This window comes from Cerasicoccus maritimus (assembly GCA_031296935.1).
Lineage (GTDB): Bacteria > Verrucomicrobiota > Verrucomicrobiia > Opitutales > Cerasicoccaceae > Cerasicoccus > Cerasicoccus maritimus.
Genome location: JAVDPD010000014.1, coordinates 31,826 through 57,335, shown reverse-complemented (window position 1 = coordinate 57,335; position 25,510 = coordinate 31,826). Strand labels below are relative to the sequence as shown.

Annotated in this window: 25 protein-coding genes; 15 read left to right on the top strand and 10 right to left on the bottom strand. The window is 57.8% G+C overall.

The window, feature by feature from the left end; translation table 11 throughout:
* Positions 1-190 precede the first annotated feature (190 nt).
* The 6 genes from RBB62_RS10535 to RBB62_RS10510 all read left to right on the top strand — a co-directional run bounded on the left by RBB62_RS10535 (position 191) and on the right by RBB62_RS10510 (position 6,164).
* A complete protein-coding gene (locus RBB62_RS10535) occupies positions 191-778 on the top strand; it encodes a PEP-CTERM sorting domain-containing protein (RefSeq protein ID WP_309398774.1) in 588 nt (195 codons plus the stop codon).
* Between the two features lie 83 nt (positions 779-861).
* Entirely contained in the window at positions 862-1,266 is a 405-nt protein-coding gene (locus RBB62_RS10530) for an ApaG domain-containing protein (protein ID WP_309398772.1), read from the top strand.
* Between the two features lie 59 nt (positions 1,267-1,325).
* The gene (locus tag RBB62_RS10525) at positions 1,326-2,681 is read left to right on the top strand and encodes an MBL fold metallo-hydrolase (protein ID WP_309398771.1); all 1,356 of its coding nucleotides are present in this window, start codon (positions 1,326-1,328) and stop codon (positions 2,679-2,681) included.
* A gap of 60 nt (positions 2,682-2,741) precedes the next feature.
* Positions 2,742-3,359: a hypothetical protein gene (locus RBB62_RS10520; RefSeq protein WP_309398770.1), complete on the top strand. Its 618-nt coding sequence runs from the start codon at positions 2,742-2,744 to the stop codon at positions 3,357-3,359.
* Between the two features lie 130 nt (positions 3,360-3,489).
* Positions 3,490-4,500: a LacI family DNA-binding transcriptional regulator gene (locus RBB62_RS10515; RefSeq protein ID WP_309398768.1), complete on the top strand. Its 1,011-nt coding sequence runs from the start codon at positions 3,490-3,492 to the stop codon at positions 4,498-4,500.
* 416 nt (positions 4,501-4,916) lie between these two features.
* Entirely contained in the window at positions 4,917-6,164 is a 1,248-nt protein-coding gene (locus tag RBB62_RS10510) for a DNA polymerase Y family protein (RefSeq protein ID WP_309398767.1), read from the top strand.
* A gap of 31 nt (positions 6,165-6,195) precedes the next feature.
* On the opposite strand, the gene RBB62_RS10505 is transcribed toward RBB62_RS10510, so the two are convergent.
* On the bottom strand, positions 6,196-6,963 hold the full coding sequence (locus RBB62_RS10505) for a hypothetical protein (protein WP_309398766.1): 768 nt from the start codon (positions 6,961-6,963) through the stop codon (positions 6,196-6,198).
* Between the two features lie 116 nt (positions 6,964-7,079).
* Here RBB62_RS10505 and RBB62_RS10500 point away from each other — a divergent pair, with 116 nt between their 5' ends.
* Complete coding sequence (locus tag RBB62_RS10500) at positions 7,080-7,718, top strand: DUF4126 domain-containing protein (protein ID WP_309398765.1); 639 nt, start codon at positions 7,080-7,082, stop codon at positions 7,716-7,718.
* A gap of 21 nt (positions 7,719-7,739) precedes the next feature.
* Here RBB62_RS10500 and RBB62_RS10495 read toward each other — a convergent pair whose 3' ends face one another.
* The gene (locus RBB62_RS10495; protein WP_309398764.1) at positions 7,740-8,345 is read right to left on the bottom strand and encodes a hypothetical protein; all 606 of its coding nucleotides are present in this window, start codon (positions 8,343-8,345) and stop codon (positions 7,740-7,742) included.
* Positions 8,346-8,456: 111 nt separating this feature from the next.
* Here RBB62_RS10495 and RBB62_RS10490 point away from each other — a divergent pair, with 111 nt between their 5' ends.
* From RBB62_RS10490 to RBB62_RS10475, 5 genes are all read left to right on the top strand, one after another.
* Positions 8,457-8,921 carry a DUF420 domain-containing protein gene (locus RBB62_RS10490; protein ID WP_309398763.1) on the top strand — a complete coding sequence of 155 codons (465 nt, stop codon included), beginning with the start codon at positions 8,457-8,459 and terminating at the stop codon, positions 8,919-8,921.
* A 161-nt stretch (positions 8,922-9,082) separates the two neighbouring features.
* Positions 9,083-9,313 carry a FeoA family protein gene (locus RBB62_RS10485; protein WP_309398762.1) on the top strand — a complete coding sequence of 77 codons (231 nt, stop codon included), beginning with the start codon at positions 9,083-9,085 and terminating at the stop codon, positions 9,311-9,313.
* Positions 9,314-9,329: 16 nt separating this feature from the next.
* The gene (feoB, locus tag RBB62_RS10480; RefSeq protein WP_309398761.1) at positions 9,330-11,558 is read left to right on the top strand and encodes a ferrous iron transport protein B; all 2,229 of its coding nucleotides are present in this window, start codon (positions 9,330-9,332) and stop codon (positions 11,556-11,558) included.
* Positions 11,559-11,560: 2 nt separating this feature from the next.
* Positions 11,561-11,692, top strand: a complete 132-nt coding sequence (locus tag RBB62_RS20285; RefSeq protein WP_425499890.1) for a FeoB-associated Cys-rich membrane protein — start codon at positions 11,561-11,563, stop codon at positions 11,690-11,692.
* Positions 11,693-11,757: 65 nt separating this feature from the next.
* Positions 11,758-12,207, top strand: coding sequence for a GNAT family N-acetyltransferase (locus RBB62_RS10475; protein WP_309398760.1), 450 nt, complete (start codon positions 11,758-11,760; stop codon positions 12,205-12,207).
* A 127-nt stretch (positions 12,208-12,334) separates the two neighbouring features.
* On the opposite strand, the gene RBB62_RS10470 is transcribed toward RBB62_RS10475, so the two are convergent.
* Positions 12,335-12,592, bottom strand: a complete 258-nt coding sequence (locus RBB62_RS10470; RefSeq protein WP_309398759.1) for a hypothetical protein — start codon at positions 12,590-12,592, stop codon at positions 12,335-12,337.
* 807 nt (positions 12,593-13,399) lie between these two features.
* Here RBB62_RS10470 and gndA point away from each other — a divergent pair.
* Positions 13,400-14,902, top strand: a complete 1,503-nt coding sequence (gene gndA / locus RBB62_RS10465; RefSeq protein ID WP_309398758.1) for an NADP-dependent phosphogluconate dehydrogenase — start codon at positions 13,400-13,402, stop codon at positions 14,900-14,902.
* A gap of 146 nt (positions 14,903-15,048) precedes the next feature.
* Positions 15,049-15,708, top strand: a complete 660-nt coding sequence (locus tag RBB62_RS10460; protein ID WP_309398757.1) for a hypothetical protein — start codon at positions 15,049-15,051, stop codon at positions 15,706-15,708.
* A gap of 69 nt (positions 15,709-15,777) precedes the next feature.
* Here the strand turns inward: RBB62_RS10460 and RBB62_RS10455 are convergent, their stop codons facing one another.
* The 3 genes from RBB62_RS10455 to RBB62_RS10445 form a co-directional block, all read right to left on the bottom strand.
* The gene (locus RBB62_RS10455) at positions 15,778-16,470 is read right to left on the bottom strand and encodes a hypothetical protein (RefSeq protein ID WP_309398756.1); all 693 of its coding nucleotides are present in this window, start codon (positions 16,468-16,470) and stop codon (positions 15,778-15,780) included.
* 133 nt (positions 16,471-16,603) lie between these two features.
* Positions 16,604-16,999 (bottom strand): hypothetical protein, encoded by a 396-nt coding sequence (locus RBB62_RS10450; protein ID WP_309398755.1) that lies wholly within the window; start codon positions 16,997-16,999, stop codon positions 16,604-16,606.
* A gap of 111 nt (positions 17,000-17,110) precedes the next feature.
* Positions 17,111-18,943: a GNAT family N-acetyltransferase gene (locus tag RBB62_RS10445; protein ID WP_309398753.1), complete on the bottom strand. Its 1,833-nt coding sequence runs from the start codon at positions 18,941-18,943 to the stop codon at positions 17,111-17,113.
* Between the two features lie 227 nt (positions 18,944-19,170).
* Between RBB62_RS10445 and RBB62_RS10440 the strand changes: the two genes are divergently transcribed.
* Entirely contained in the window at positions 19,171-20,286 is a 1,116-nt protein-coding gene (locus RBB62_RS10440) for an MORN repeat-containing protein (RefSeq protein ID WP_309398751.1), read from the top strand.
* Here RBB62_RS10440 and RBB62_RS10435 read toward each other — a convergent pair.
* The 4 genes from RBB62_RS10435 to RBB62_RS10420 are packed head-to-tail and all read right to left on the bottom strand — an operon-like array spanning position 20,279 to position 25,486.
* On the bottom strand, positions 20,279-20,902 hold the full coding sequence (locus RBB62_RS10435) for a class I SAM-dependent methyltransferase (RefSeq protein WP_309398750.1): 624 nt from the start codon (positions 20,900-20,902) through the stop codon (positions 20,279-20,281). The two genes, RBB62_RS10440 and RBB62_RS10435, sit on opposite strands and share 8 nt — an antisense overlap.
* Positions 20,903-20,910: 8 nt before the next feature.
* Positions 20,911-21,663, bottom strand: coding sequence for a MotA/TolQ/ExbB proton channel family protein (locus RBB62_RS10430; RefSeq protein WP_309398749.1), 753 nt, complete (start codon positions 21,661-21,663; stop codon positions 20,911-20,913).
* Positions 21,660-22,544, bottom strand: coding sequence for a hypothetical protein (locus RBB62_RS10425; RefSeq protein WP_309398748.1), 885 nt, complete (start codon positions 22,542-22,544; stop codon positions 21,660-21,662). The genes RBB62_RS10430 and RBB62_RS10425 overlap by 4 nt, the downstream gene beginning before the upstream one ends.
* Complete coding sequence (locus RBB62_RS10420) at positions 22,541-25,486, bottom strand: tetratricopeptide repeat protein (RefSeq protein ID WP_309398747.1); 2,946 nt, start codon at positions 25,484-25,486, stop codon at positions 22,541-22,543. Before RBB62_RS10420 ends, RBB62_RS10425 begins: the two co-directional genes overlap by 4 nt.
* Positions 25,487-25,510: the final 24 nt, after the last annotated feature.

The following is a 25,510-nucleotide window of genomic DNA, read 5'->3' as shown; positions in this document are numbered from 1 at the left end:
AATCTTTTCAAAAACGTCAGCCACCGAGCTGGCGTTTTTTTGTGCGCATCCAGTCAAAAATTTCAATATGGTATTTTAAGTATATTTATTAGCACGTTTCGCAACAGAAATAAGGCCGCATTGTAAAGAGATTAGTATCCTTAGCCCTCATTGACATCGAGGTGGTGGCAGGCGTTTTTATGCATACGCTATGAAATTAATCCCCAGCCTACTTCTCGCGGCGTCCCCCCTGCTGAGCACCTCAGCATCTGCCGTGATCGAACTCACCATCAGCTACGATACCGACCTGAACAGCGTCACGATGAGCTACACTGGCTCGCTGGACAGCTACTCGCTCGTTGCGAATGAAGCTGGCGACTACTGGTCGATCAGTGACGATCAGGGCCTCCGCTCGCTCTCTGACTACTCGTATTCCAGCGGTGGCGTGGACACGCCTTACCCCTGGGACGGCCTCCCCGACGGCACGGTCCTGGAAGCCGACAGTTTCGAAGGCATGTCCTTCGGTTTTTCGACGACGCAGTTCTACGCTCCCGAAAATTACACTGCGGGCGACTATATTGTCGGCGACATCACCTTTGACTCAATTACCTTGGCGGATCTCGGACTCAGCAACGGCGATTCCGGCGTGCTGACCGGCAGCGGCAATACCATCAACTGGACCGCGACACTGGCCGCCGAACCGATCATCCCCGAGCCCTCCACTTATGCGCTGATTACCGGCCTATTAGGCATGGTCTTCGTCTTGCGTAGCCGCCGAACCCATTCGCGGGTGAATTGACCGCTAAGCGGTCGGAAGTACCGACGGACAATTCCGTAACACCTTGCATTGCAACTGGCCCGAAAAATGGTCAGTTTGCTTTGATGTCCGAAAGCCAACCGGAAAATGTGGCGCTGGAACTGCCCGGCCTGCGCGTCGAAATCGACCGTGTGGTTTACCAGCAAATAGACGAGCCCACCGACGGGCGCGCCCACGCGTTCATCTACTTCATCACGATCAAAAACTTGTCCGACCGCGCCGTCACCCTGCTCGGACGCAAGTGGATCATCGAACATGCCGACGGCAACAAGATCGTGGTGGAGGGCAATAAAATCGTCCAGAAAACACCTCGCCTAGAGCCCGGAGAAAGCTTTACCTACAACAGCTACCACATCAGCGACCAAAATGCCGCCGCCGAAGGCGCATTTCATGGGCTTGATGAGTTGGGCGGGGCCGTGTTTACCCGCATTCCACGCTTCGAAATGAATATTCCGACTGATTTAAATTGAGCAACCGCACACAGATTCCGCCATCGACTCACCACGCAAATGGTTCAAAATTGGACCTCATGCAGATCACTGACTTAGGCCGACACCGACGCATCGGCGCCAACTCCCTCCTTGCGGAGATTGGCCCCTTTCGCGTGCTGATTGACGCCGGGCTCGACCCGAAAAGCGTCGGCCGTGAGTCGACCCCCAATTACGACCTGCTGGGCGACGGCCCGCTGGATCTCGTGGTGCTCACCCACTGCCACCTCGACCACCTGGGCTCACTGCCCATCGTGTGCCGCCAGCACCCCGAAGCACTCTTCGTGACCAGCCGCGCCTCCCAAATGCTCGCCCACCGCATGCTGCGCAACTCCGTCAATGTAATGAAGCGCCAGCGCGACGAGCTCGGCAACGTCGACCTGCCGCTCTACACCTTTGCCGAAGTCGACGAGGTCGACCGCGCCCTCGTGGGCCTCACCTACAATCAGCCACGCAGCATCGAGCGCAACGGCGAGGAGCTGACTTTTACCCTGCACCGCGCTGGCCACATTGCCGGAGCCGCCGGCGTGAGCTTTGTTTACAAACACCGCCGCATATTCTTCACGGGCGACGTCATGTTTGGCGACCAGGCCACGCTCGATGGCGCGGATTTCCCCATCGAGTCCACTGACACGCTCGTCATGGAGACGACGCGCGGCAGCAAGGGCCGCGTGCCCGACCGCACACGCGAAAGCGAAGTCGAGCGCCTGATTTCCACCATCTCCAACACGATTTCCCGCGGCGGCTGCGCGCTAATCCCCGTGTTCGCCCTCGGCCGCATGCAGGAGATCTTACAACTGCTCTACAATGCCCGCCAAACCGGCGACCTGCCCGTGTGCCCAATCTACTGCGCCGGGCTCGGCATGGACATTGTGGATTATTTTGACGCGATTTCGCGCAAAGTCGGCGGCGTGCACTTCCGCCGCTCAGTGCTCAAGCAACTCAAAGTCCAGCCTCCACCTCCCTTCAAGCCCGGCAACAGCCCTGGCTCCAAGGGCATTTATGTGCTCTCCAGCGGCATGCTCGTGGAGCACACGCCCTCGTACCACGCTGCGGCGGCCATGCTCGACGACCACGCCAACTCCATTTGCTTCGTTGGCTACTGCGACCCGGAAACGCCCGGCGGCGAGCTCCTTGCGGCAGCCCATAACGACAGCTTCCTGTTCTCGGTGCCCGACCACGCCGCCCCCGTGCGCGCCCACATCGAGCAGTTTGACCTCAGTGGCCACGCCGACCGCGACGAGCTGCTTCAGTTCGCCAATTCGCTAGACCCACGCGCCATTGCACTGACTCACGGCGACCCTGAGGCCCGCGGTTGGTTCTTTGACGAACTGCTGGATTTCAACCCCAAACTACAGGTGCATGACCTTCTGCCCGGGGAGGAAGTCCAATTGTAAACAATTTATAAAATTAGGTTGAACCAAAGGTCCTGCTGTATATCTTAATAAGTATAGGTGATGCATAAATTCGCAGCCAGCTACTGTCGTCCGAAAATCCTGCTCATGGTCTTCTTTACTGTCGCCACTTGGGCTTCAGCAAATGTGTTGACCTTACCGCTCGCATTCTTTTTCGACGACCCCGAAGACGACCGAGAAGAAGCTCTCGAAGACGCTGCCACTTGGTCGGAGTCAGAGTTGGCCACGATCAACCGCCCTGGTTTCAGCTTGAAATACCCCAAGGATTGGGAAATCGCGAGTCACCAGGCCGACTACGATCCCGACCGCCTCTTTTCGATCGAAACCGGGGGCGCTTCCCACATCATGATCGAGATTTTCGACGCCAACTCAGGCATGAACCTGGAGAGCACCATGCAAAGCGTGCTCACCGCGCTCGATGGCACAGCGGTCAACACCTACTCCTACGGCGATTTTGAAACTTGGGGCCAGTACAACGGTGTCGGCCGCCACCTCAAAGGCAAGGTTATGAACATCATGCCCGGCGGCTGCCGCGTCTTTGCCTGTGTCGTTCCCGGCAAAAACAAGGGCATTCTCGTCACGGAATTTTACATGTCCGATGACCTCCCCAACGCAATGCCCGGCTTTGAGCTAATCAGCCAGACCCTCATTTTTAAGTAAACAAAACCAAATTTGAGGAAAACTATATTGCCCTGCCGCTCTTTATCAAGGGATAGATTAACTACTAATATTTCTCAGTTGCTTTTTTTTGCTTTCCTGTCCCGAGAACAGCCATTGAGATTCTACGCTTATGGCCAGCCTCAAAGATATTGCCGATGAAGTCGGCGTCTCCGTTTCCCTTGTTTCTAAAGTGATCAACGATAAGCTGGGCACCACCGGCGCCCGCAAAGAGTTGATCGAGGCCATCAAAGCCAAAGCCGAAGAGCTCGGCTACAAGCGAAACTTCAACTCCATCGCCCTGCTGGCCAAACGGCAAGGCGCAATCGGCGTCTTCATGCATCGCATGGGGGCCAAGGGGGCCAGCCTCACTGAGGACTCACTGGAGGGCATGGCCGAGGCCGCGCACAACCTCAACCTCCGCATGATGCTAAACTTCGTCACCGAACACGAAGACTACATCCAGCGGCTCGAGGGACTCCACACCGGCATGGTCGACGGCGTCGTGCTCAGCGGCGTGTTCCACATGGAAGCCATCCCGCTGCTCCTCAAGCTCAAAAAGGAGGGCCTTCACCTGGTCAGCACCTTCAGCGACCCGATCCACGAGAGCATCCCCAACACGGGCCTCGTCGAGGAAGACACCTGCTACCTGAGCACCAAGCATTTAATCGAACAGGGCTGCAAAAAAATTGCCACCTTCGACACCATGCCTCTGCGCACCAAGGGCTTCCGTCGCGCCATGAGCGAAGCCGGACTGGAGGTCAACGAGCACCTTGTGTTCCCCATGCCACAAATGCACACCGGCTTTAAAAGCTCCACTGCCCGCGCGGCCCTGATCGGCGCCCTCGAAGCCGGCCATCAATTTGACGGCATCTGCGCGCAATCTGACTCACAAGCCATCGGCGTGATCAACGAGCTCATCAGTCGGGGTATCCGCGTACCAGAAGACGTCAAAGTCACTGGCATCGACAACTCCGCTTTCTGCGAGGCGTGCAGCGTCCCCATCACCAGCGTTGACCAAAAGCCCACCCAGCGCGGCTACGCCGCCGTCGAGATGCTGGAGCAACTCATTGAGGGCAAGCAGGTTGAGTCCAACTGCGTCAAACCCGAGCTGATCATCCGCCAGTCCAGCGTCGTCAGCTAGAGCAGCGTCCCGCTGCACCGGTAGATTTGCCCATTGGGCAAATGGCCAATCCAACTCCTGAGGTAGGGCGCAGTCTCCAGACAAGCCGCTACATTGCCTCGCCGAAAGTAGCATAGGCGTCCCGCCTGTGCCCTAATCCAACTGTCTGAGGTAGCGCAGGCGCGTCCCGCGCCGCACCCCATGCTGAACATCTTCCCTGGCTAATGTCTGCTCTCCCAACTCAGAAGCGCCACCTGCCAACCTAAAAAAACACTCCAAAACCGCTACCAAACCATCAGGCCTCCAGCCTGACGCGCCACCGAAACCCTTGCTGTTCAACGCACAACGAAACGGCCGAAAAGTGAACATTTTAGTACTGTTTTTATTTGCAATCATAACGCAAAAGACTACGGTTAAAGGTGAACATTTTACCAGCCATGTCTTTACGCTATCTCTTTGTCGACCTCGACTCCTACTTCGCCTCCTGCGAACAACAACGCGACCCCAAATTACGGGGCCAGCCGGTGGGCATTGTGCCCATGATGACCGACTCTACCTGCTGCATTGCCGCCAGCTATGAGGCCAAGGCCTTCGGCGTCAAAACGGGCACCAACGTCCGCGAAGCCCGCTGGCTGTGCCCGCGCATTCAGTTTGTGGAGGCCGGACACGCCAACTACATCCAGATCCACCACCGCATCATCGACGCCGTGACCGAGCATTGCCTGCCCGACATCACCATCCGCTCCATCGATGAGTTTTGCGGCGCCCTCCCCCCCAGTTGGCAAAACGAGCGTGAAGCCACCGCCCTGGCTGAGCGCATTCGGGCGACTATTACCCGTGTGGCCGGCGAGCACGTCTCCTGCTCCATCGGCATCGGCCCTAACCCCTTTCTGGCTAAAATCGGCAGCGGCATGAACAAGCCCCGCGGGCTAACCGTGCTCGACCAGCACAACCTCCCCGGCCCGCTGGCCACGCTCGACCTCTCGGACATCTACGGCATCGGCAAGCGCATGCACCAGCGCCTGCTCCGCCACCGCGTGCACACCATTGAGGACCTCTACGCCTGTAGTCGCCAGAAACTCCACTCGATCTGGGGTGGCGTCGAGGGCGACCGAATGTACGCCGAGCTGCGGGGGGAGATCATTGAGCACGCCGAAACCGTCCGCCGCCAGGTGAGCCATTCCCACGTCCTCCCCCCCCACCTGCGCAATGCCGAGGATGCCTTTGCCGTCCTCCACCGCCTCACGCAAAAAGCTGCCATGCGCCTGCGCAAGCTCGACCACTACGCGGGCAGCCTCTCCATCAGTGTGCGCCTGGGCTTCGACTACCGCTGGGGCCGCGACACGCGGTTTTTCCCCACGCAGGAAAGCCGGATTTTCCTGCGTGAGCTCCGCCAGCTATGGGCCGAGATCCCCCCTGACGCCCCCTCCCCCTGCAAGGTGAGCGTGGTCCTCGGCGAGCTTGTTTCCGCGCAAAATTACACCAACCCACTCTTCACCCACATGAACAACCCGCGCAATGTGAAGCTCGACTCCGCCATGGACTCGCTCAACAAGCGCTTCGGCGCCAAGACGCTTTACTACGCCGGCGGCCACGCCGCCCGCAACGACACCCCCATGCGCATCGCCTTTACCCACATCCCCGACCTTGAAACCGAAAACGACCAAATGCCCGCCGGGCCGTAGCCCCCCCCCCGGAAGGAGCGGTAGCGAGGCGTTAATTTCCACAACTGAATATGCTTTCGAACAGATTCTCCCCGTTCATCTCTTGCATGGCAAAGGTCACGACCTCCCCCCGCGCCGTGGTCACGCTGAGCTGAGTCGTGCCCGCAGTAATCACGATACCCGCATAGCTCTCCCCCGCCACGGAATGAAACTCTTCAATAAAATCCGCAATCTGCCATTCCAGAGGTTTTTCGGAAAATGGATCAGCCATCTCCCGCTCCTCCGGAATCTCCCCATAGAGCTTATACGCTTGGTAGAGGGTGCGAACATCGTTCATTGAAAATTCAGTTTTTGCCGGCTCCCTGGCCATCAGTTTCTGAGCAATATTGGCGAAACAACTGACCTGATGGAGTATCTTCGCGCGTCCCTGCCGCGTCAAGTTGCCCAGCGCGTCGGTGTCTCCATTGAGGCGCGCCATCTCCGTGTCAAATTGAACCTTCGGCCCGCCCTTGGGCGCCCGCAATCCGATTTGGTAACGCAGGCCAGCGCGGGACACCTCCAGCGTAGACGCCGCCCCCTGCGGCACGATTCGCTCGACCACATAACCATCGAACGTCGATTGCTCACGCACCCAAGTCCGCGCGCCATCTTTGGTGCGCTCGACCACGGCCTCGACTTCGTCACCCACGCGCATCACGCCGACAATCCGGTAGTCCCCCAGCGGCTGCAAAAAGGCATAACCAAAGCCAAACCCAAAATCCGCCGCAGCCAACGCTACCCAAGCGAAGAACAGAAGAAGCGATGAGCAGGCCGCTTTCATTATTAAATGATATCACCTGCGAAACTCGTCTGCAAATCGCGTGTCCATTAGAACGCCAACAGAGGCGTGAATCTAGCCTTCTCCTGGCGCGAAAAAAGCTTAGTTTAGATAGCACGATGGAAAGCGTAAATCAGATCATGGCCGTTCTCGTGGGCATTGGCCTCGCAGCGGCCTGTGGTTTTCGGGTGTTCGTCCCGTTATTTGTCGCCAGCCTGGCGGCCAATACCGGAGTGGACGCCTTTGGCGGCATCAATTTCGAGCAAATGTTGGGGCAAAATTACGAATGGCTCGGCAGCACGCCAGTCACCCTCGCCCTCGGCGTCGCAACCGGGGTTGAGATCGCCAGCTATTACATTCCCTGGTTGGACAACGCGCTGGACTCCATCGCCACGCCCGCCGCCGTGATCGCGGGCACCTTCATCAGCAGCGCCGTGATGCCAGACTTCATGGGCGACGGCGCCTTCCAATGGATCGCCGCAGCCATCGCTGGTGGCGGAACCGCAGGCGCTGTCCAAGGCGCATCCGTGATCACCCGCGGGGCCTCGACGGCCACCACCGGTGGAGTCGGCAACCCGATCATTTCCACGGCCGAGCTTGGCGGCTCCATCGTCACGGCGCTACTGGCGATCCTCGTGCCAATCCTGGCCAGCATCTTGGTGCTGATTTTGATGTTCTTCGTGGTCCGCACGATCATCCGCTTTTTCAAGCGCCGCTCCCAGGAAAAGAAAGCCGCCGCTGCCGCCGCGATTGTGTAGGGCGTTCGCCTGACTGAGCGATTAATAAGCCCAGCGAACGACTTCGCCAAAGCCGGTTCGGACCATGAGTGCGCCGCCGCGACTGGAGACAACGATCTGCGAGTAGTCCTCCCCCGCTACCGGCTGGAGCAAATCGGGTGACAAATACCCCTGCTTGGCCATGTCGACGAAGTCTACTTTTTCGGCGCCGGTATACGCCACGTACTCATGCCCAGCGTTGGCAATCGCCAACAGGTGCTCGGCAATGGCATTGCGGCCGTCGTGAGTCAGCTTGCCATCCCGGCCGATGAGACCGGCGCTGTAGGCGTTAGCCAAAGGACCCGCTGCAAACGGCGCTTCCTGCGGGCGCTTGCACGCGAAAAGATAGCCTATGCCCTCCCGTCGAACTTCGACAAACCACTCGCCCTCGACGCGGACAAAGTTTGCGATCACGAATTCGCCCACACAATCACCGACTCGTCGGTGAACGGAATCCCCCGCAGCCGACTCGACCACGACATCCGCCGGAGCCTCGCCAATGCGCGTAATGCCGACCACCACATAGTCCGGCAAAATGCTCATCCACTGCCCGACAGCGTGAGTCGAGGCCGCCCAAAGCAGGAAACTTATTGCGAAGCACAAACGCATTAGCCCGTATAATCGGCACACTTGAGGCGAGCTCAACCCGGAATTTCGATGCTATCGGTTTGCAATTTTCCTCATCACACGCCTGCCTTAACTCCTCTGCTCTTCAACAATATGTCTACTGAACTACTCCACAGCCTGCCAGCCATCAATGCATCCCTCAACGGCCTGGCAACCCTCCTGCTCACCGTCGGCTTCACCCTGATCAAGATTGACCGCGAGCAAAACATGAAGGCGCACCGCTTCATCATGCTCAGCGCGTTCACAGTGTCCGTCGTTTTCCTGATCTCCTACTTACTGCACAAAGGTCTGCGCGCCAGCGCGGGTGAGGCCGTCAACACCCACTTTACCGGCGAAGGCATTTGGGCGTGGATCTATTTTCCCATGCTGATCAGCCACGTTCTCTTGGCGATGGTGATTGTGCCGCTTATTTTCATTACGCTTTGGCACGCCTTCCAGGGACGCTTCGAGAAACATCAGAAGTGGGCAAAATGGACCTTTCCGCTGTGGTATTACGTCAGCGTGACCGGCGTGTTGGTCTATTTTTTCCTCTACCAATGGTTTCCCCCCGCCAAATAGAAACGAGTAGCGGATGCCATGCATGAAAATCAATACCCCTAATTGCCACATCAATAACGCCTTCTACTGAGAACCCCTCGCAGGGAAAAGTGCCCTCATGGCGTCAATTGTGCTTGAGACTCGGTTTCGAACAAATACCTTAGCCTAAACCAATAAAAGCCATGCGCCTTGACCAAATTCAAATCGGCCGTCGCTGCCGGGTAACCGCCATCAATTTCAACCACGCAATTTGCCAGCGCTTGGCGAATTTCGGGCTGCTGCCCGGGCAGGAAATCGAAATGGCTCAAGTTGCACCCCTTGGAGATCCCATCGCCATTACTTTCGAAGGACAGAAACTCAGCCTGAGACGGCGCGAAGCCGCCTTGGTCGAAGTTGAGCCCGTCGCTGTCTAAAGGTATCAAACCAACCGTGTCCACCACCGCTGAACCAGCTGCGGCCCAGCGCATGAAGCATATTGCGCTGATTGGCAACCCGAACACCGGCAAAACGTCGCTGTTCAACTGCCTTACGGGCATGCGTCAGCGTGTTGGCAATTACCCAGGCGTCACCGTCGAGAAAAAGCTGGGCACGGCTTACCTGGCTGATGGTCCGGCCACCATGATCGACCTCCCAGGCGCTTATAGCCTCTCGGCCAGTTCGCTGGACGAGCGCGTTGCGGTAGACGTTCTGAGTGGACACCTACCCGGCATTGAGCGGCCAGACATCGTGGTCTGCGTCATCGACGCCACCAACCTTAAGCGCAATCTTTTCCTGGCCATGCAGATTGCCGAGCTCGGCATCCCCATGGTCATCGCACTCAACCTCTGGGACGCACTCGAACAGCGAGGGCTGAGCATAGACATCGTTGAGCTCGAAAAACGACTCGGCGTCCCCATCGTCGCCACCGTCGGCCGCAAAGGCATCGGCATCAGCGAGCTGCGCGACGCCATCTCCAAAGCCGCGACGCAGGAACGCTGCCTCGCACCCATGACTTGGCCAGCGGAAGTCAACGAAGCCGTCAACAACATCCACTGCGCTGCCGATGGGCATACCGCCGTCCCACTGACCGACATGGAAGTGCGACGCCTGCTCTTCGACGCGAATTCCGCCGTGCTCGACCGCGTCCAGAGCAACCACGAGAAAGTACGCGCCTCAATCAGCGAAGGCCGCGAAAACCTTCGTAAGCTGGGACTCAATCCCATGGCGGCTGAAGCCGTTTTGTGCTACAAGCACCTCGACAAACTCCTCGAGGGCGTAATCAAGCAAGCCGGAGACGCTCCCAACGGCCCCGATGGCACGGAGTCCATCGACAAACTAATGCTTCATCGTTTTGCCGGGCTGCTTATTTTTGCGGCCATGATGTACGTCGTCTTCCAGGCAGTTTACTCTTGGGCCGGACCGCTCATGGACCTTGTGGACGGTCTCAAGGGCTGGGTGCAAGGCATCGTGGGCGGCTGGCTAGAGCCCTGGCCAATGATGAGTAGCCTCATGACAGACGGCATCATTGAAGGCGTCGGAGCGTTTGCCATCTTCCTGCCGCAAATTCTGATCCTCTTTTTCTTCATCGCGCTACTCGAAGACACCGGCTACATGGCGCGCGCCGCCTTCCTGATGGACAAACTGTTCGGCTGGTGTGGCCTCAACGGCAAGAGCTTCGTGCCCATGCTGTCCGGCTACGCCTGCGCCATCCCAGGCATCCTCGCCACCCGCACGATTGAAGACCCCAAGGCCCGCATGGTGACGATCCTCGTCACCCCGCTCATGAGCTGTTCTGCGCGCCTGCCCGTTTATGTGCTGCTGATCGGAGCCTTTGTGGAGCCCAAATACGGGCCATGGGCCGCCGGTTTGGCGCTGTTTGTGATGCACATTGTTGGCTTATTGGTTGCGGTGCCCGCTGCTTACATCCTGACGAAATTTGTCATCAAAACCAAGCCGCAACCTTTCCTCCTGGAAATGCCCAGCTACCGTCTCCCGCGCATGCAAGACGTGCTCTTCCGCATGTGGATGGCAGGCAAAGAATTCGTCATCCGCGCCGGCACAATCATCCTGGCGATCACCGTCATCGTTTGGGCGCTGCTTTACTTCCCGCGTCCAGCAGGGCTTGAAGATGAAGTGACCAAGGAATTTTACGCCGAGCACATTGAGCCCAATCCCGCCAGCGCTTCGCTTCTGGATGACCCGGACTCCGAGCTCTCCGTCGAGCTAAGCAACACCATTGATGCGGCCTATATCAATCAGAGTTTCATGGCCCGCATCGGCAAAGCGATCCAACCCGTTTTTGCACCCGCAGGCTTCGACTGGAAGATCACTGTGGGCGTTGTGGCCAGCTTCCCCGCACGTGAAGTCATCATCTCCACACTGGGCGTTATCTATAGCCTCGGCGGCGATGTGGACGAAGAATCCCCGGACCTGATGACCACTTTGAGCAACGCCACCTGGAAGGAAGGCCCCCGCGCTGGCACGCCAATTTTCACCCTGCCCGTCGTCTTTGCAATCATGGTATTCTTCGCCCTGTGCCAACAGTGCGGTGCCACGCTCGCCGTCATGGCCAAGGAAATCGGCTGGAAGTGGGTGGCAGGCAGCTTCGTGTTCCAAACGAGCATTGCCTGGCTAGGTGCCGTGCTGGTCTATCAACTCGGAACCGCCATTCTGTCTTAACCATGCTGGAGTCCATCGTAGTCGCCGCCATTGTGCTAGCCGCAGCCGCATTTTTGTTCAATAAGTGGCGGAAAACGACCTCGCCGAAGAAGGGATGCGGTGGCAACTGCGACTGCCACAAGACCAAGCTATAGACGGTGCGTTCAGGCTGGCGACTCGCCACTATAGCCGCTAAAGACATCCGCTTTTGCACTACCACATGGCCATTCGCCTAGCCCAGGAATCCGACCTCAATGCGCTGGTCGAACTGCTCCGTCAACTCACCAAAGTTGAGCGCGATTTCGCCTTTAATGCCGAAAAACAACGCACTGGCCTCAAACTTCTCCTCGATAAGCCAGACGCATATATCCTCGTTGCCGAAGTCAGCGGCGTGGTCGCCGCAATGGCAACCATCCAAGAGCTAATTTCCACGACCGAGGGTGGTGTCGTTGGGCTGATCGAAGACGTCGTCGTGCACTATAGTTTTCGCGGCAAAGGCGTCGGTCGCCAAATGATGGATCACCTGAAGGCCACCGCCGAAGTCAAAGGCTACCACCGCCTCCAGCTCCTTGCCGACATGCATAATCCACCGGCAGAGGCGTTCTATCAAAAGCAGAACTATCGCCCCACGAGTCTTAAGCAATGGCGGTGGCGTGTAGAAGCATCCTAAAGCGCAAATAGCGAACGATCTAACCAGTGTCTGGTCGCACAAAAAGCATCCACCTCTAAATCTTGACCAACAAAAAAAGCGATGTGCAACCCATCGCCTTTGGTCGTTCAAATATCCCCTGGCTACCTTAGCGGAAAAGCGAAACCCCCACAATCATGCCTGCACTTAGAGAGAGGCAAAGCAGTCCGGCACCCTTCAATCCCCATACAATCTTAGGAAGGTGGCCAAAATCCTCGTCCTTCAGCGGACGCATGGTCTTCGCGAGCATGTAATTCTGATAACGCACGGCCAACGCGTCACGAGGTGCGAACACCAGATAGCAGCCCAATGCGGCAGAGCCGATTGAGAGTATGGAAAAAGTTAACCAAAATACACCTTCTATCATGACCAGCAGATTTGAAGTTAAACAGCCTCACAGTTAAGCCGCATTGACCATAAATTACAACAAAAAGCGTTCCAGTGCACGGTTTCGGCAATCACATTGCTGTTAAAGGGCACTTCGGTTAACCTCCCATAAGACGAGATCGCCCAACCATTGAAAGGCAGGCAAAGCGCTCTGTTTGATGCCTGGGCTCGAAGCCCAGCCTCGAACTGAGCGGCACCGCTCAAAATCTAAATCACTTTCGTCTCGCTCATAGAAAATGAATCGAAGTTCCCTAAAGTGATGAAATCTTGTTTAATCAGTCAGTCGATCTGGGGATAGAATTTACCCGTACACCTGATCTGAAACCCAGCAAATTTTACCTAAGAGGGCGTCTAAAAACTCAAGTGGTCTTCGTCGGAGAGCGCCTCCGAGGCCAAAATATCATTTCTTCATCTCGACGAAACTGGTTTCGCCTCGATTCAGAAGCCGAAATTTTGCCTCTCGAATACATCTCGCCGACTCGATCAGACTTTTTAGACGCCCTCTCAGACAACTCGGGAAAGGCACTCGCAGAACGCAGGCTCCGGCCATCGGCATAGCCGCGCAGCCGATCTGGACAAACACACCTACTGCTAAGAATAGTCCAATCACTACATGAACTAAAAGCGACAAATCATCATGGACTGCATGAATAGTTTTCATCCCGCAAGTGCCCAGGTCCGCGCTTTTTTATTGCAGAATATGGGTAAGATTAGAAAACTGCACACTTTCCATTTCGCCGCCTAACCCAGACGGCGACAACTACCACCCAACACGTGTAAGTTTACTATGCCAGAAGCAAGCTCCGACATCGGACTCATCGGCCTCGCCGTCATGGGTCAGAACCTCGCGCTCAACATCGCCGACCACGGCTTCCAAATCTCGGTCTACAACCGCACGACCTCGAAGATGGAAGAATTCGTGGCCAAGCACCCGGACACCCCCGGTGGCCTCGTCGGCAGCCCGACTCTCGAGGAGTTCGTCGCGAGCCTCAAGCGCCCCCGCAAGATCATCATCCTCGTTCAGGCCGGCCGCGCAACGGACGCCGTGATCGACGGCCTAATCCCGCTGCTCGAAAAGGACGACATCATTATCGATGGCGGCAACGCCTACTGGATGGACACCATCCGCCGCGAAAAGGATCTCACCGAAAAGGGCCTGCGCTTCATTGGCAGCGGCGTTTCCGGCGGTGAAGAGGGCGCACGCTTCGGCCCGAGCCTCATGCCCGGCGGTAAGGAATCCGCCTACAAGGAACTTCAGCCGATCTGGGAAGCTGTCGCCGCCAAGGTGGACGCCGAGACCGGCAAGCCGCTCGAAGGCGCTGCCCCCGGCAAGCCCGTCGAAGGTGGCGTGCCCTGCACCGCCTACATCGGTGAAAACGGCGCCGGCCACTACGTGAAGATGGTTCACAACGGCATCGAATACGGCGATATGCAGATGATCTGCGAAGCCTACGACCTCATGAAGAACCTCCTCGGCCTCTCCGCTCCGGAAATGGCTGAAATCTTCAAGAAGTGGGACGACGGCCTCCTCGACTCTTTCCTCGTCGAAATCACCGCAGAAGTTCTTGCTCAGAAGGACCCGGCTACCGGCGCTGACTTCGTGGACATCGTCCTCGACACCGCTGGCCAAAAGGGTACCGGCAAGTGGACCTCCATCAGTGCACTCGACATGGGCACCCCCGCGCCGACCATCGCTGAAGCAGTATTCGCCCGCTGCGTATCCGCCATCAAGGAAGAGCGCGTAGCCGCCAGCGAAATCCTCGCCGGCCCGAACAAGAAGTTCGAAGGCGACAAACAGGCCCTCATCGACGCGATCCACGACGCCCTTTATTGCTCGAAGATTTGCTCCTACGCTCAGGGCTTCCAGCTCATGCGCGCAGCCCAGGAAGAATACTCCTGGAAGCTCAACTTTGGCGAAATCGCACAAATCTGGCGTGGCGGCTGCATCATCCGCGCTGGCTTCCTCCAGAAGATCACCGACGCTTTCGACGGCAACCCCGAGCTGGCCAACCTCCTCCTCGACCCGTACTTCAAGGAAACGGTCGCCAAGTTCGAGGCCAGCTGGCGCAAGGTCGTTGCCACGGCTTGCGAATACGGCATTCCGGTCCCCTGCTTCGGTAGCGCCCTGTTCTACTTCGACAGCTACCGCAGCGCCCGCCTCCCGCAGAACCTGCTCCAGTCGCAGCGTGACTTCTTCGGTGCCCACACCTACGAGCGCACCGACACGCCGCGCGGCAAGTTCTTCCACATCGACTGGCCGGACCCCGCACGCCCCCAACTCGACGCCTAGCAGCGTGCCGCTGCACCCATAGATTTGCGCGTCGCGCAAATGCCGAGGGGCAACGAATTATTTACCAACCGCCGGGTTCATGCCCGGCGGTTTTTTATTGGCTCGCCCATTACTTTCACTAAGTTGTATCCAGCTACTCTAGAACGATGGAAAAAATTCCCCCCGCCTACTACGCTACAAACCTTGGAGCGCTTTCATTTGGAGAAATGATGCGCATTGGAGGATTTTTCAATGGACTGCTCGGCTTCGCCCTCGGGCGCTTCATGCCGCCCCAAGGCCGTGAGCCGATGCCACCGGACTACGACGTGATGGAAGCGCAGCGCAGCGACATCGCGCCTCATATCCTGGGACGCATCTGCCAGAAAGGCGACGTGCTCCTACCACTGGGTTTTCGCGAGGTGGGCTACCAAAGACTTCCCCATAAGGCAGATAAATCAGGCAGCATCATTTACCTTTCCAACTGCGGTCAGATGGTTGCTCATATCAGTGTGCTGAAAAAGGATGAGCCAGCAAACGATTACGGTGTCGCCCCATCCGTTTGCGCCTTCGACACGCAGGCCAACACCATCACCGTCTCCAATTCCGGGCTTTCAGTGAACCCTCTTCCCGGCAGCAAATTGATCATTAAGAAAGGCAAACGGCTCAACCAACTCGTCCCGATTCTCAAAAAGGAAATGGAAATCAGTCGCCGGGAGTATGCCCGTTTCGCGGGCTGGCAAGACTTGCGCGAGTGGCAAGGCACGATAGAAACACGCACCTTTCTCCACCGCCGCGACGTGCGCAAGCTCTTCGTACCCGTTGACTGATTCGCTCCAACAAATCCTGCCCCACCGCATTTCGCCAATGGCGAAATCTCTGGGTGCAGCGGCACGCTGCTAGTTGAGGCCGTCTTGGCCCATGAAGGTGAGTGTTTCGGCGACGTAATTGAGCGCGCGGCGGGCTTCCGTGAAGCGGCTGCCTAGGGCCTGATAGCAATCTGTCAGGCAATACTCATGCGCGAGGTGGTGATCCCCTGCTGCTCGGTAATGCGCCTGCCCGATGTTTTCATAATAGTTGAGCCCAGGCGCACCGCGGTATGTCGCACGGTAGTCCACATGCGGGCGAAACAGTCCGGTCACTACGAGGGATCTTTCCGCCAAGCACACCGTTAACCAGAAACGCTCGCAAAAGCCAGCTTGTTGGATCTGAGCCATGACATCGACAGCGTAAAAAGCCGCCTGACGCGCACTACCCTGTCCGGAATTAAAGATGCGCGAGCCCGCCATCGAGTCAGCCATCAGCGAGGCCACATAGTCCGCCAGGCTACGATCTTCGAGTCCACATTCGTGAAAGCGATGACGCACCAAGACATAGAAGTACAGGCGCGGCGATATGTTGATCGGCAAAGGCTGTTCGAGCACGGCTTGGAAAACAGCCGGTTCGTCCAGCAGCTGGTCCCGCATCGGCGGGTCAGCGAGCAATAGTAAGAGTGCCTCGGCGGCAGAGCCGTCGGGCGCCAGGACCGACTGCAAAAACGCAAGGTCAGCGTTCGTCAGCCCGTCGCGACAGATTGGTTGCACGAGCTTCATGGCACTTAGATCTAAGCATAGCTTATGCCAGCAAACAGCGATCAGCAAGCCCATAAGCGCCAACGCCTTGGGCATAGAAAAGCCCGGTGGACAGTCGTCACACCGGGCTCAACAGGGGAGGGATGATGAAAAATTAAATCTCGTCGTATTCGCCTTTGCAGATCTTCGAAACAACCGAGTAGCTGATTTCGCGCGCTTTAGCGACTTGGTTCATCGAGTAGCCGCTTTCGACTTCGCCCTTGATCTCATCGCGCAGTTCAGCGGTCACCTTGGTGCGCTTGCGGCGCGGTGTGCTTTCGGACTTCTTGTTCGTGCTACCCTTCTTGCGACCGCGGAAGGTAACGCCGAAGTGCTCGATCAATGCTTCAACGAGCGCCTTAGGCGTTTCGTATTCGCTGGACTTGTAAAGTTGGTCAAGCTTTTGGGCGGCAGCCTTTTGCTCCTTCGCCAATTCTTTGAGTTCTTTTTCGCGGGCAGCCAATGCCTTTTTCTCAGCTTCAAGCGCCTTTAATTGATCTGCAATTTCCATGTAAGTATCGATTGGGTTTGCTTATTAAAGCGCACAAAAGAAAAGGTCATCACTGCACTGCGCAAGCACTATTTCTGCTTATCTTTTATTAATTCTACGCGATAAGCTTATTCATTTATTGGAACTAAGGGGTATCCGAATATGAACCATCCCATCGGAAATTCCACCTACCCGCTTGCCCTCATGCTTTTCAAACAGACGCAGCATCGGCGTATTATCTGGAGAGACGAGCGCCCATAAGGAGTCCAGTCCCCGCCGCCCGGCAATGGCCATCATCCGCTGCAGCAAGAGGCTACCCATTCCGTGGCGACGCATCTCTTCATGCACCACAAAGGCAACTTCGGCTGTTTGCCCATCTTCCTCCAAGTAATAGCGACCTACTGCGCGCAGTCGTTGGCGCGGACCACGACGCTCAAACACACCCAAGGCCAAATCCTTTTCCTGATCCACGCCCACTAGTTCACTCGCACGCTCGCGAGACATACGCTGAACGCTATAACCATAGCGTTTTTGAATCGTCTCTGCCGTATGCGAATAAAAGAACTCTTGCAAATTACGTTCATCAGAAGGGTGAAGCGGGCGCAACACATAGTCCCTATCCCTTATGCGAATACGTTGAAAGTCGACGCCTCCAATTTCTTTTACCGGGCGCGGCACAAGCTTTTCATAAGCTGTAATAAGGTTCCTCTCACGCGCCGAACGCAGTAGCTCTTCGCGGAAATTCGGGTGAGCAACCTGGATCAGCTCCAATGCGCGCTCACGCACATTGCGACCGCGCAAAGTGGCGATTCCATACTCCGTGACCACGAAATGGATGTCCGCACGGCTGCCCACAAGCCCTGCGCCCTCCGATAGGAATGGCACAATGCGCGAGCTGGCGCCATCCTGAGCCGTCGAGGGCAGCGCAATGATCGGCAAGCCATCAGGGCTCAACACGGCGCCACGGGTGAAGTCCATCAACCCGCCAATGCCGCTATAAAACTGCCCACTCACCGAAGCCGCAACCTGCCCGGTGAAGTCCACCTCCATCGCGCTGTTGATCGCCACCACCTTACGGTTTTTGGCGATTTGCGCGATGTTGTTCGTGTATTCCGTGGGGCGGAAGGAGATGTGCGCGTTCTCGTGGACAAAGTCATACAGCGTCCGCGACCCAACGCAAAACGAAGCCACCGTATCCCCTCGGTTGATGCGCTTAGCGGAGTTATCCACGGCGCCACACTCGATCAATGAACGCACGCCATCGCTAAACATCTCGGTATGCACGCCCAGGTGTTTGTGGTCTTTTAAAGCGCGGATCGCCCGATCGGGAATGTCGCCAATGCCGACTTGCAGCGTCGACCCGTCCTCAACGAGCTGCGCGAGGTATTCGCCAATTTTGTCCGCCACAACGGCATCAGCCGAGTCCGGTGCCCACTCAGGCAACTCCGCTTCGGCCTCTAAGCAGTAATCAATCTCGCTCGTATGCAGGAATGTTTCGCCGAAAGTCCGCGGTAGTCGCGGATTAATCTGCGCCACCACCACTTGCGCCGCACGACAAGCCGCATGCACCACATCCACACTGACCCCCAGCGAGCAATACCCCTGCCGATCTGGCGGGGAGACCATGACCAGCGCCGCGCGCAGCGGCACCACGCCTTCTAAAAACAAGGAAGGCAGCTCGCTCAAAAAGCAGGGCGTGTAGTCGGCCACACCCGCATTAACTGCATCACGAATGCCTGGCCCCATGAAGAATGCATTGGCGCGAAATATGTGTCGGCGCTTTTCTTCAATCCACGGCGTCGGCCCATAAGTTCGAATGTGCGCCAGCTCAATGTCGGCCAGCGAATTCTGCGCGCCCAGCATGTGCTCCACTAAAAGCTGCGGGCAAGCCGCGCCGCTTCCAATAAAAACACGACTCCCCGGCAAGGCAATGCGGGGCCAATCTGCTACGGATAAGGGCTTCACTTATCAATAGCCTAAGCAGACCGTCCGCGTTTATCACGCAAAATATTCCCCAGCGTCCCGCTGGACCGATTGATTTGCGCTGTGCGCAAATGGCAGTGTGGCAAATGGTAGGGCGACGCTTACAAGCGAGCCGAAACTGCTTAAAGGCAGCAGGTAAAATGATTAAACATTCCCCTCTGCACAACCTCAGTTTGCCAATGCCGCTGCGCTGTGCTTCAATCTTTCACGTGAAGCTAGTTGCTTTCAGTCGCCTTTCACTAATCACGCTCCTCGTGCTGGTCTGCGGTTGCTCCGAGCATCCACAAAACGGTCAAGGCACAGCCGAGCTACCCGATAGTTCACGCTACGAAGGCGAGTTCGCTGACGGCCTGTTTCACGGCCAGGGCAAACTAACTTGGCGGCATGGCGGCTACTATCAGGGCGAGTTCACCCAAGGTTTAATCCAAGGCAAAGGCATTTATATCCACCCCGATGGCACGCGCGAAGAAGGCCACTTCGTCAACGGACTGCTCGACGGCGAAGGGAAGCGCCGCAGCCCCAATGGCGAGCTATCCGAAGGCGAATTTCGCACAGGGCTGCTGCATGGCCAGGGCATGCAGCGGACTGATCGAGAATACTATCACGGCGCATGGATTAACGGACACAAGTCCGGCCAGGGAACCTATATCAAGCAGGGCATGGGCGAATACACCGGCCAGTTTTTCAACGATGAAATTGCCGGCCAGGGCGTCTTCGAATACGAGGACGGCGTACGCGTGGAAGGTCAGTTCGACCGGGGCGTCCCGCAAGGCAAAGCAGTGGTGACGAGTCCGCGGGGCGGTCGCTTGGAAGCCAATTTCGTAAAAGGCCACGCAACTGGTCCCGGCAAGCAAACCACCGATGAAGGCGGGCGCTACGTGGGCGAATTCCTCGCCGGCAAGTGGCACGGCAAGGGAGAGTTCACCGACGCCGACGGCAACATCTTTCGCGGCGATTTCAAACAGGGAAAACGCGACGGCTACGGCAAAGTGCTTTACGCCGACGGACGCGAGTTCCACGGCAACTTCGAGGATGACGTTCCCCACGGCAAGGGCTCTATCGAATACCCCAACAGTGCGCGCTATGCTGGAGAATTCGTGCGCGGCCTGCCTCACGGCGAGGGCGTTTACGAGTTTCCGAATGGCGACCGCTACGTTGGGCAATTTGCCGACAGCCTCTTCGAAGGCGAAGGCACGCTGGTCTTCGGTCCGACGACCGGCAAGCCCCCCGTCAGCGGACTCTGGCATCGCGGCGAATACGTCGGCCAGCCAACTCAGGCTCCCCAGCCAACCGCTGGCGACCCCATCCGTATTTTAGTCAAGTAATCGTCTTGGCGTTAGGCCGCTTTTCCAAAGCCACCCTTGCCCAACGGACATCTGGCTTATTCCGATAGATGCTGCGTTGATTCTCGATCCGGAAAATGCAACGTAATCCATGCGCTTCCGCTTGGGCAATTGTCCGCCTGACATCCGTTGGAAATACACGAGCACCAAGGCCCGGCGGACCGTTACGCAAACTCAACGCCAGCTTCGCGCCATTCGCCATGACTGTCGCCAATCGCTCGAACGTTAAACTGCGCTCTTCGTCGCTGAGGTGATGCCAGACGCCGTCGGCCAGTATAAACTCAAAGGTGTTATCTAGCCCCAACAACGAACTCAACTGCGGCATACTGTCCTGCCGCCACTCAATGCCCAAGCCAGCATAGGTGCGCTGAGCCGATTGTAGAAAATCTGGCATCGGCTCTATCGCCAGCACGTGAAACCCCATGTTCGCCAAGGCCGCCGAGTTTTGTCCCGCCCCTGCTCCCAAGTCGAGGACCCTCGCTGGCGCCGGAGGCAGAAACGGCAGGAAATCCTGGTTCGTCTCCAGAAAATTCAATTGCTGACTCGATGAAACAAACTGCTCGACTGAGCGCTCATAGCCCTGAATTCCATTCACCATATCAGGGACTATTCTTCGGCATCAACTGGCTCTTCGGCAAGATCATCAATCAGGTTGGACGCGGTCTGCACGGTGGCGATCATCATGTTCGACAGGCGATTCTTCATGATGAAGTAAAACACCATGGCTGGGATGCCGATCACCAGGCCGGTCGCGGTCGTGATGAGCGCTTCGCCGATATCGCCCGCGAGCAACTCCGGGCGTCCCATGCCGCCTTGGCCAATCGTTTGGAAGGCGCTGATCATACCGCTTACGGTACCAAGCAGACCGATCATCGGCGCCACGGCAGCCACCACATTCAGGTAATTGACCCACTGCCCCACAGCGTTTTCTTCCGACTCCAGATTCTCAACGAGGATGGTTTCCACTTTTCCACGATTCGCATCGGGACGCTCCGGGCGAGCCTTGCTCAGCGCCGGTGAGAGAGCACGCGCGAGCACAGAATTTGAGCCCTGCAAAATGGTTTGCGCGTCCGCGACTTGGCGCACCTGCAAGTATTGCGAAACTTGGTCAGCCAAACCAGAGGGGACGAACTTCGCGCGGACCGTTTCCTTCCAGCAGTAGAAGATCAGGAAAAACATGAAGATCGAGCAAAGGCCCAGCGGGATCATCGCCCAGCCGCCTTCGCCAATCAGTTCGAACAAGCTCTTGCCCGCGGGTGCCGCTGCAGCGGCCTCCTCTTGCGCGTAGAGCGCGGTGGCGGTGAGCAGGGCGGCGCAGCCCAGGAAGAAGGCGCGGTTGGTGATTTTGGATACGGTCATGGTGTGTCAGGTTCGTTTTTTAAAGTTGTAGGTGCCGACGTTTCGTAGGCGGCGAGGACCTCGATTTTCGGCCAACTAAAGCCTCGGTCGGTCATTTCGGCGCGGAGCTTTTGCTCCTCCTCCGGGAGCTCGAGCTCGATGCAAGAAGCGATGGCCAGCGCGTAGCAGTAGTTCAAATAATCCATGGGGAACTGGCTGCTGAACGTCACCGGTCGCAACGCGCGCCAGAGTGCGGCATCGTATTCTTCCGCATCGAAATCCAGCTGCCCGAGCACGTAGTAGCCCAGCGCCGAGGGGCCATACCCCTGCGTTTCGGCAACCCACTTTTCCGCGAGCTCACGCGCGTTTTCTTTCAGCGGCAATTGATAGTGCCCGAGTAGCACCAAGTCATCGACTTTGCGAAGCAGCACGGGGTCGGTGACTGCATCTTGCAGCGCGATGCCAGCCGCCACAGCCACGTAGGGGTCGCCCTGCTCGAACTCCAACTCCGCATACTGATAGAAGAATGCATGCTCGCCCGGCGTCAGGTATTTCAAGTAACTGCCGCGCTGCGCAAACATGGCCTTCATCAGCATGAGCGCCTCGGCATCCTCGCTGTTGCGCATGGCTTGCTGCGCGGCGTAAGCCACGTCGTTACCCGGAAACTGAATGCGCTCGACCTCTTCGATATCGTAGCGGTAATCGAGCGTGCCACCTGCTCGCGCGGCGCGGAACACCAGTTGATCATCGACAATGCCCATCACCTTGCCACTCAGCGGACGCCGCCCCTTGAGCACCAAGCCCTGCGATTGATTCAGCGATGCCTGCGCCTGCTCAAGCGTCATGGCCGGCAGTGCAATAGCCGCTAAAGCCAGCACCCATGCGATCAGAAAAATCTTCATAGCGACGCCTCCTCTTCCGTGGTCGGTTGCGCCTCAACCTCGGCCGTAACAGCTTCAGGCTCTGGTGGCAAAATCGGCTCCAGGCGCGTCATGGCTTCGGCGGCCAGCGCTTGTGCTTCCTCAAAGTCTTCAAGCCGTGGATCGGCTGCCAGTTCCGACCAGGAATTGTAAGCCGCGCGCAAATCTCCCCGCGCTTCAAACAGCGGCGCACTGGCGACATAGGCCTGCACAATCTCCTCCGGATAGGCGCGGTAGAGCGTGTAAACGCGTTGGTAATAAGCAATGGCTTTATCCGGCTCGTTTTTTAGTTCGTAGGCCTGCGCAATGCCGAGCAGCGCCTTGGCATGCGGGCGACCCCGCGCCGTTTTGAGGCGCAGCAGGCCCTCCAATACGTCGATTGCCTGGTCCGGCCGGTTGAGCTTTACCAGGAGCTGACCGCGCAGCAGTTTGGCGTCGTTGCCTGCCGGGTGGTAAGCAGTCTCCAGCTCAAAGCGGTTCAACCAGGCCTCAGCGGCGGCGAGGTCCCCATCCATCACGGCCAGCCGCGCCATCCCGTAGTAAGCGGCGCCGAGCTGCGCGCTCTTCGGATACTCTTCGATCAAGTAGTCAAAATACTCGTCCGCCGATTCGATTTCGAGGTCCGTTAAAAAGCTGCCTGCTGCGGCCAGCGCCTCAGGATCGAGGTCCTTGGTCGGCGCCTTGTTAACGATTTCAAAGACCGCATTGCCGGCGCGCTCTTCGTCGCGCACCTTGCGGTACAGCTGCGCTCGGTAGAGATTTAGCCGCGCCATCCAAGTCCATTCCTTGCGCTCGACGGCCACCTTGTGCTGGTTCTCCAGCCACTCCATGAAGTCGGGCGTGGTCAGCAGCCCCATCGCGTCGCCATCGGCATTGGAGAGCAACAACTCGCCACGGTGATACTGCGTGTGCTGCCCATGCAGCGCCTGCAAAATAGCAATCGTCTCGCCGGCCTTGACCTCGTTGCCATGCACGGCGAGCGCCTCAACAAACAGCGGGAACGCGCGCTCGGGCTCGCCTTTGCGCTCGTAGGCCCAGCCAATCCAGTAAAGCGCCTCGGCGATGCGCACCTTGTCCTCCACGTCCTCGCGACGCACGAAGTCCGTAAAGTGCTCGATCATCAGATCGTAGGCCTCCATGGCTTTCTGAATTTTGCCGCGCTGGAAGACTGCGTAGGTAAAGAGCGCGCCCGCGTCGGGCCCCACCCGGGCAAACTGATTTGAGGCCTCGAGCAGACGCCCCTCGCCCATCAGGATGTCGCCACGAAGAACGCGAGCCTCCGGCGTGCGCAAGTTGTCCGGGTAGCGCTTAATAAAGTCATCCGTGGCCACGAGCGCCTCGGGGTATTTGCGGTCCGAGTAGAGCGTCTGCGCGCGGCGGTAAACCAGCTCCGGGTAATACGGGTTCTGCTGATCGGTCGCGTCAATCGCTGCGTCAAACTTGCCAATGGCCACGCCGTAATCGCGGGCAAAGAAATAGCTCATCGCGTCCCACAGACGGCATTGCGCGGCGAGCAGCGGCCCGGGATTCGTGGCCATACAGGCCTCGAAGTCCACGCGCGCCGGCGGGTAATCCTGCGCCAGCAGCGAGTTGTAGCCCCGGCTGAACGTCCAGCGCGGCACCAGGCGGTGGTTCGGATATGCGTCGAGCAGCTCGGTGAGCACCTCGACTGCTTTCCGGTAATCCTTGAGCTCCTGGTAAGCCACCGAGATCAGGAAGATCGCCGACGGTGCCTCCGGGTGGTTCGGGTAGCGGTCTAAAAACAACCGCGCGATGCGCAGCGAGTCGTCCCAATTTTCCAAGGCGTTCGCGGACAGAATCCAGCGGTAGTGCGCCGAGCCGCGGAGGCTGTCATCCAGCGATTCATCGTCGGCCAGCAGCTCAAAAACCAAGTAGGCTTCGCGCGCGCGCTCGGCCATGAGGAAAGCCTGCCCAAGGCGCATTTGGAAGCCGGGCGTGAAGTCCTCCGATGATTCGAGGCTCTCCAACTGAGCCTGCACCCGCGCCATGAGTCCACGGTAGTAGTCGTTCCAAATGGCTTCCGAGTGATGGCCGTCGCCCGCATCGCGCTGCTTCTCGGTCCAGGCGTTTTGCAGGCCCTGCAAACGCGCGTTTTGCGCAGCCACCAACAGCGTGCGCGGCGTCACCAGACGGTAGGCGCGAATGGCGTCTTCGAACTTGCCCTGATCCAGCAGATGATTGCCCACCTCCAGCGCGCCAAAGGTCAGCACGGCCAACTCGGGCATGACCTCCACCTGCCAGTCGTAGCCAAACAAAATGCTCTGCGCCTGCGGAAAATCATGCAACTCCAGCGCCTTCTGCAAGGCGCGGAGCTGGGCCTGCGCGCCCAAGGTCGGCGGGACGCGTTCACTGGCGGCAAAACCTATCAGCCGGTCGATCCCCTTTTGATCGTCATCGGAGTCGAAGTAGAGCTCGGCCTGGCGCATCGCGCTGAGCACGGCTTCGGGTGAATCCGGCTTGGTCTCGATAAACTCCTGGTAGGTCTCGACGGCTTTGTCGAACTCGCCATCAGCTTGATAGGCCTGCGCGAGGCTAAAGAGCACAAACGCCCGCCGCGACTCGGGCTGGTTGTCCAAAGCGAGAAACTGCAAATACAGCTTTATTGCGTCATCCGGCCGGTCGCTCATTTGGCAAGCATAGCCGTGGATCGGGAGCAGCGTGGGAATCAGCGGCTGGTATTGATGCTCAGCGCCATATTTTTCCGCCAAGTGTTCAAAAGCCTGCGCCGCCTCGTCGTATTTGCCCTCAGTGAACGACGTCACCCCCAGCTGCAACGTCTCCTGCATCGTCGGCGGCATTTGAATAAACGCGGCCTTGGCGGTTGTCACAGACAACAGCCCCAGCAGTAGCAATACGCGGCAAAACGTTACCATCAGCAGCGCAACATGTCTGGATTTCGGCATTTCCCAACCGGAAAAGCAATTTGC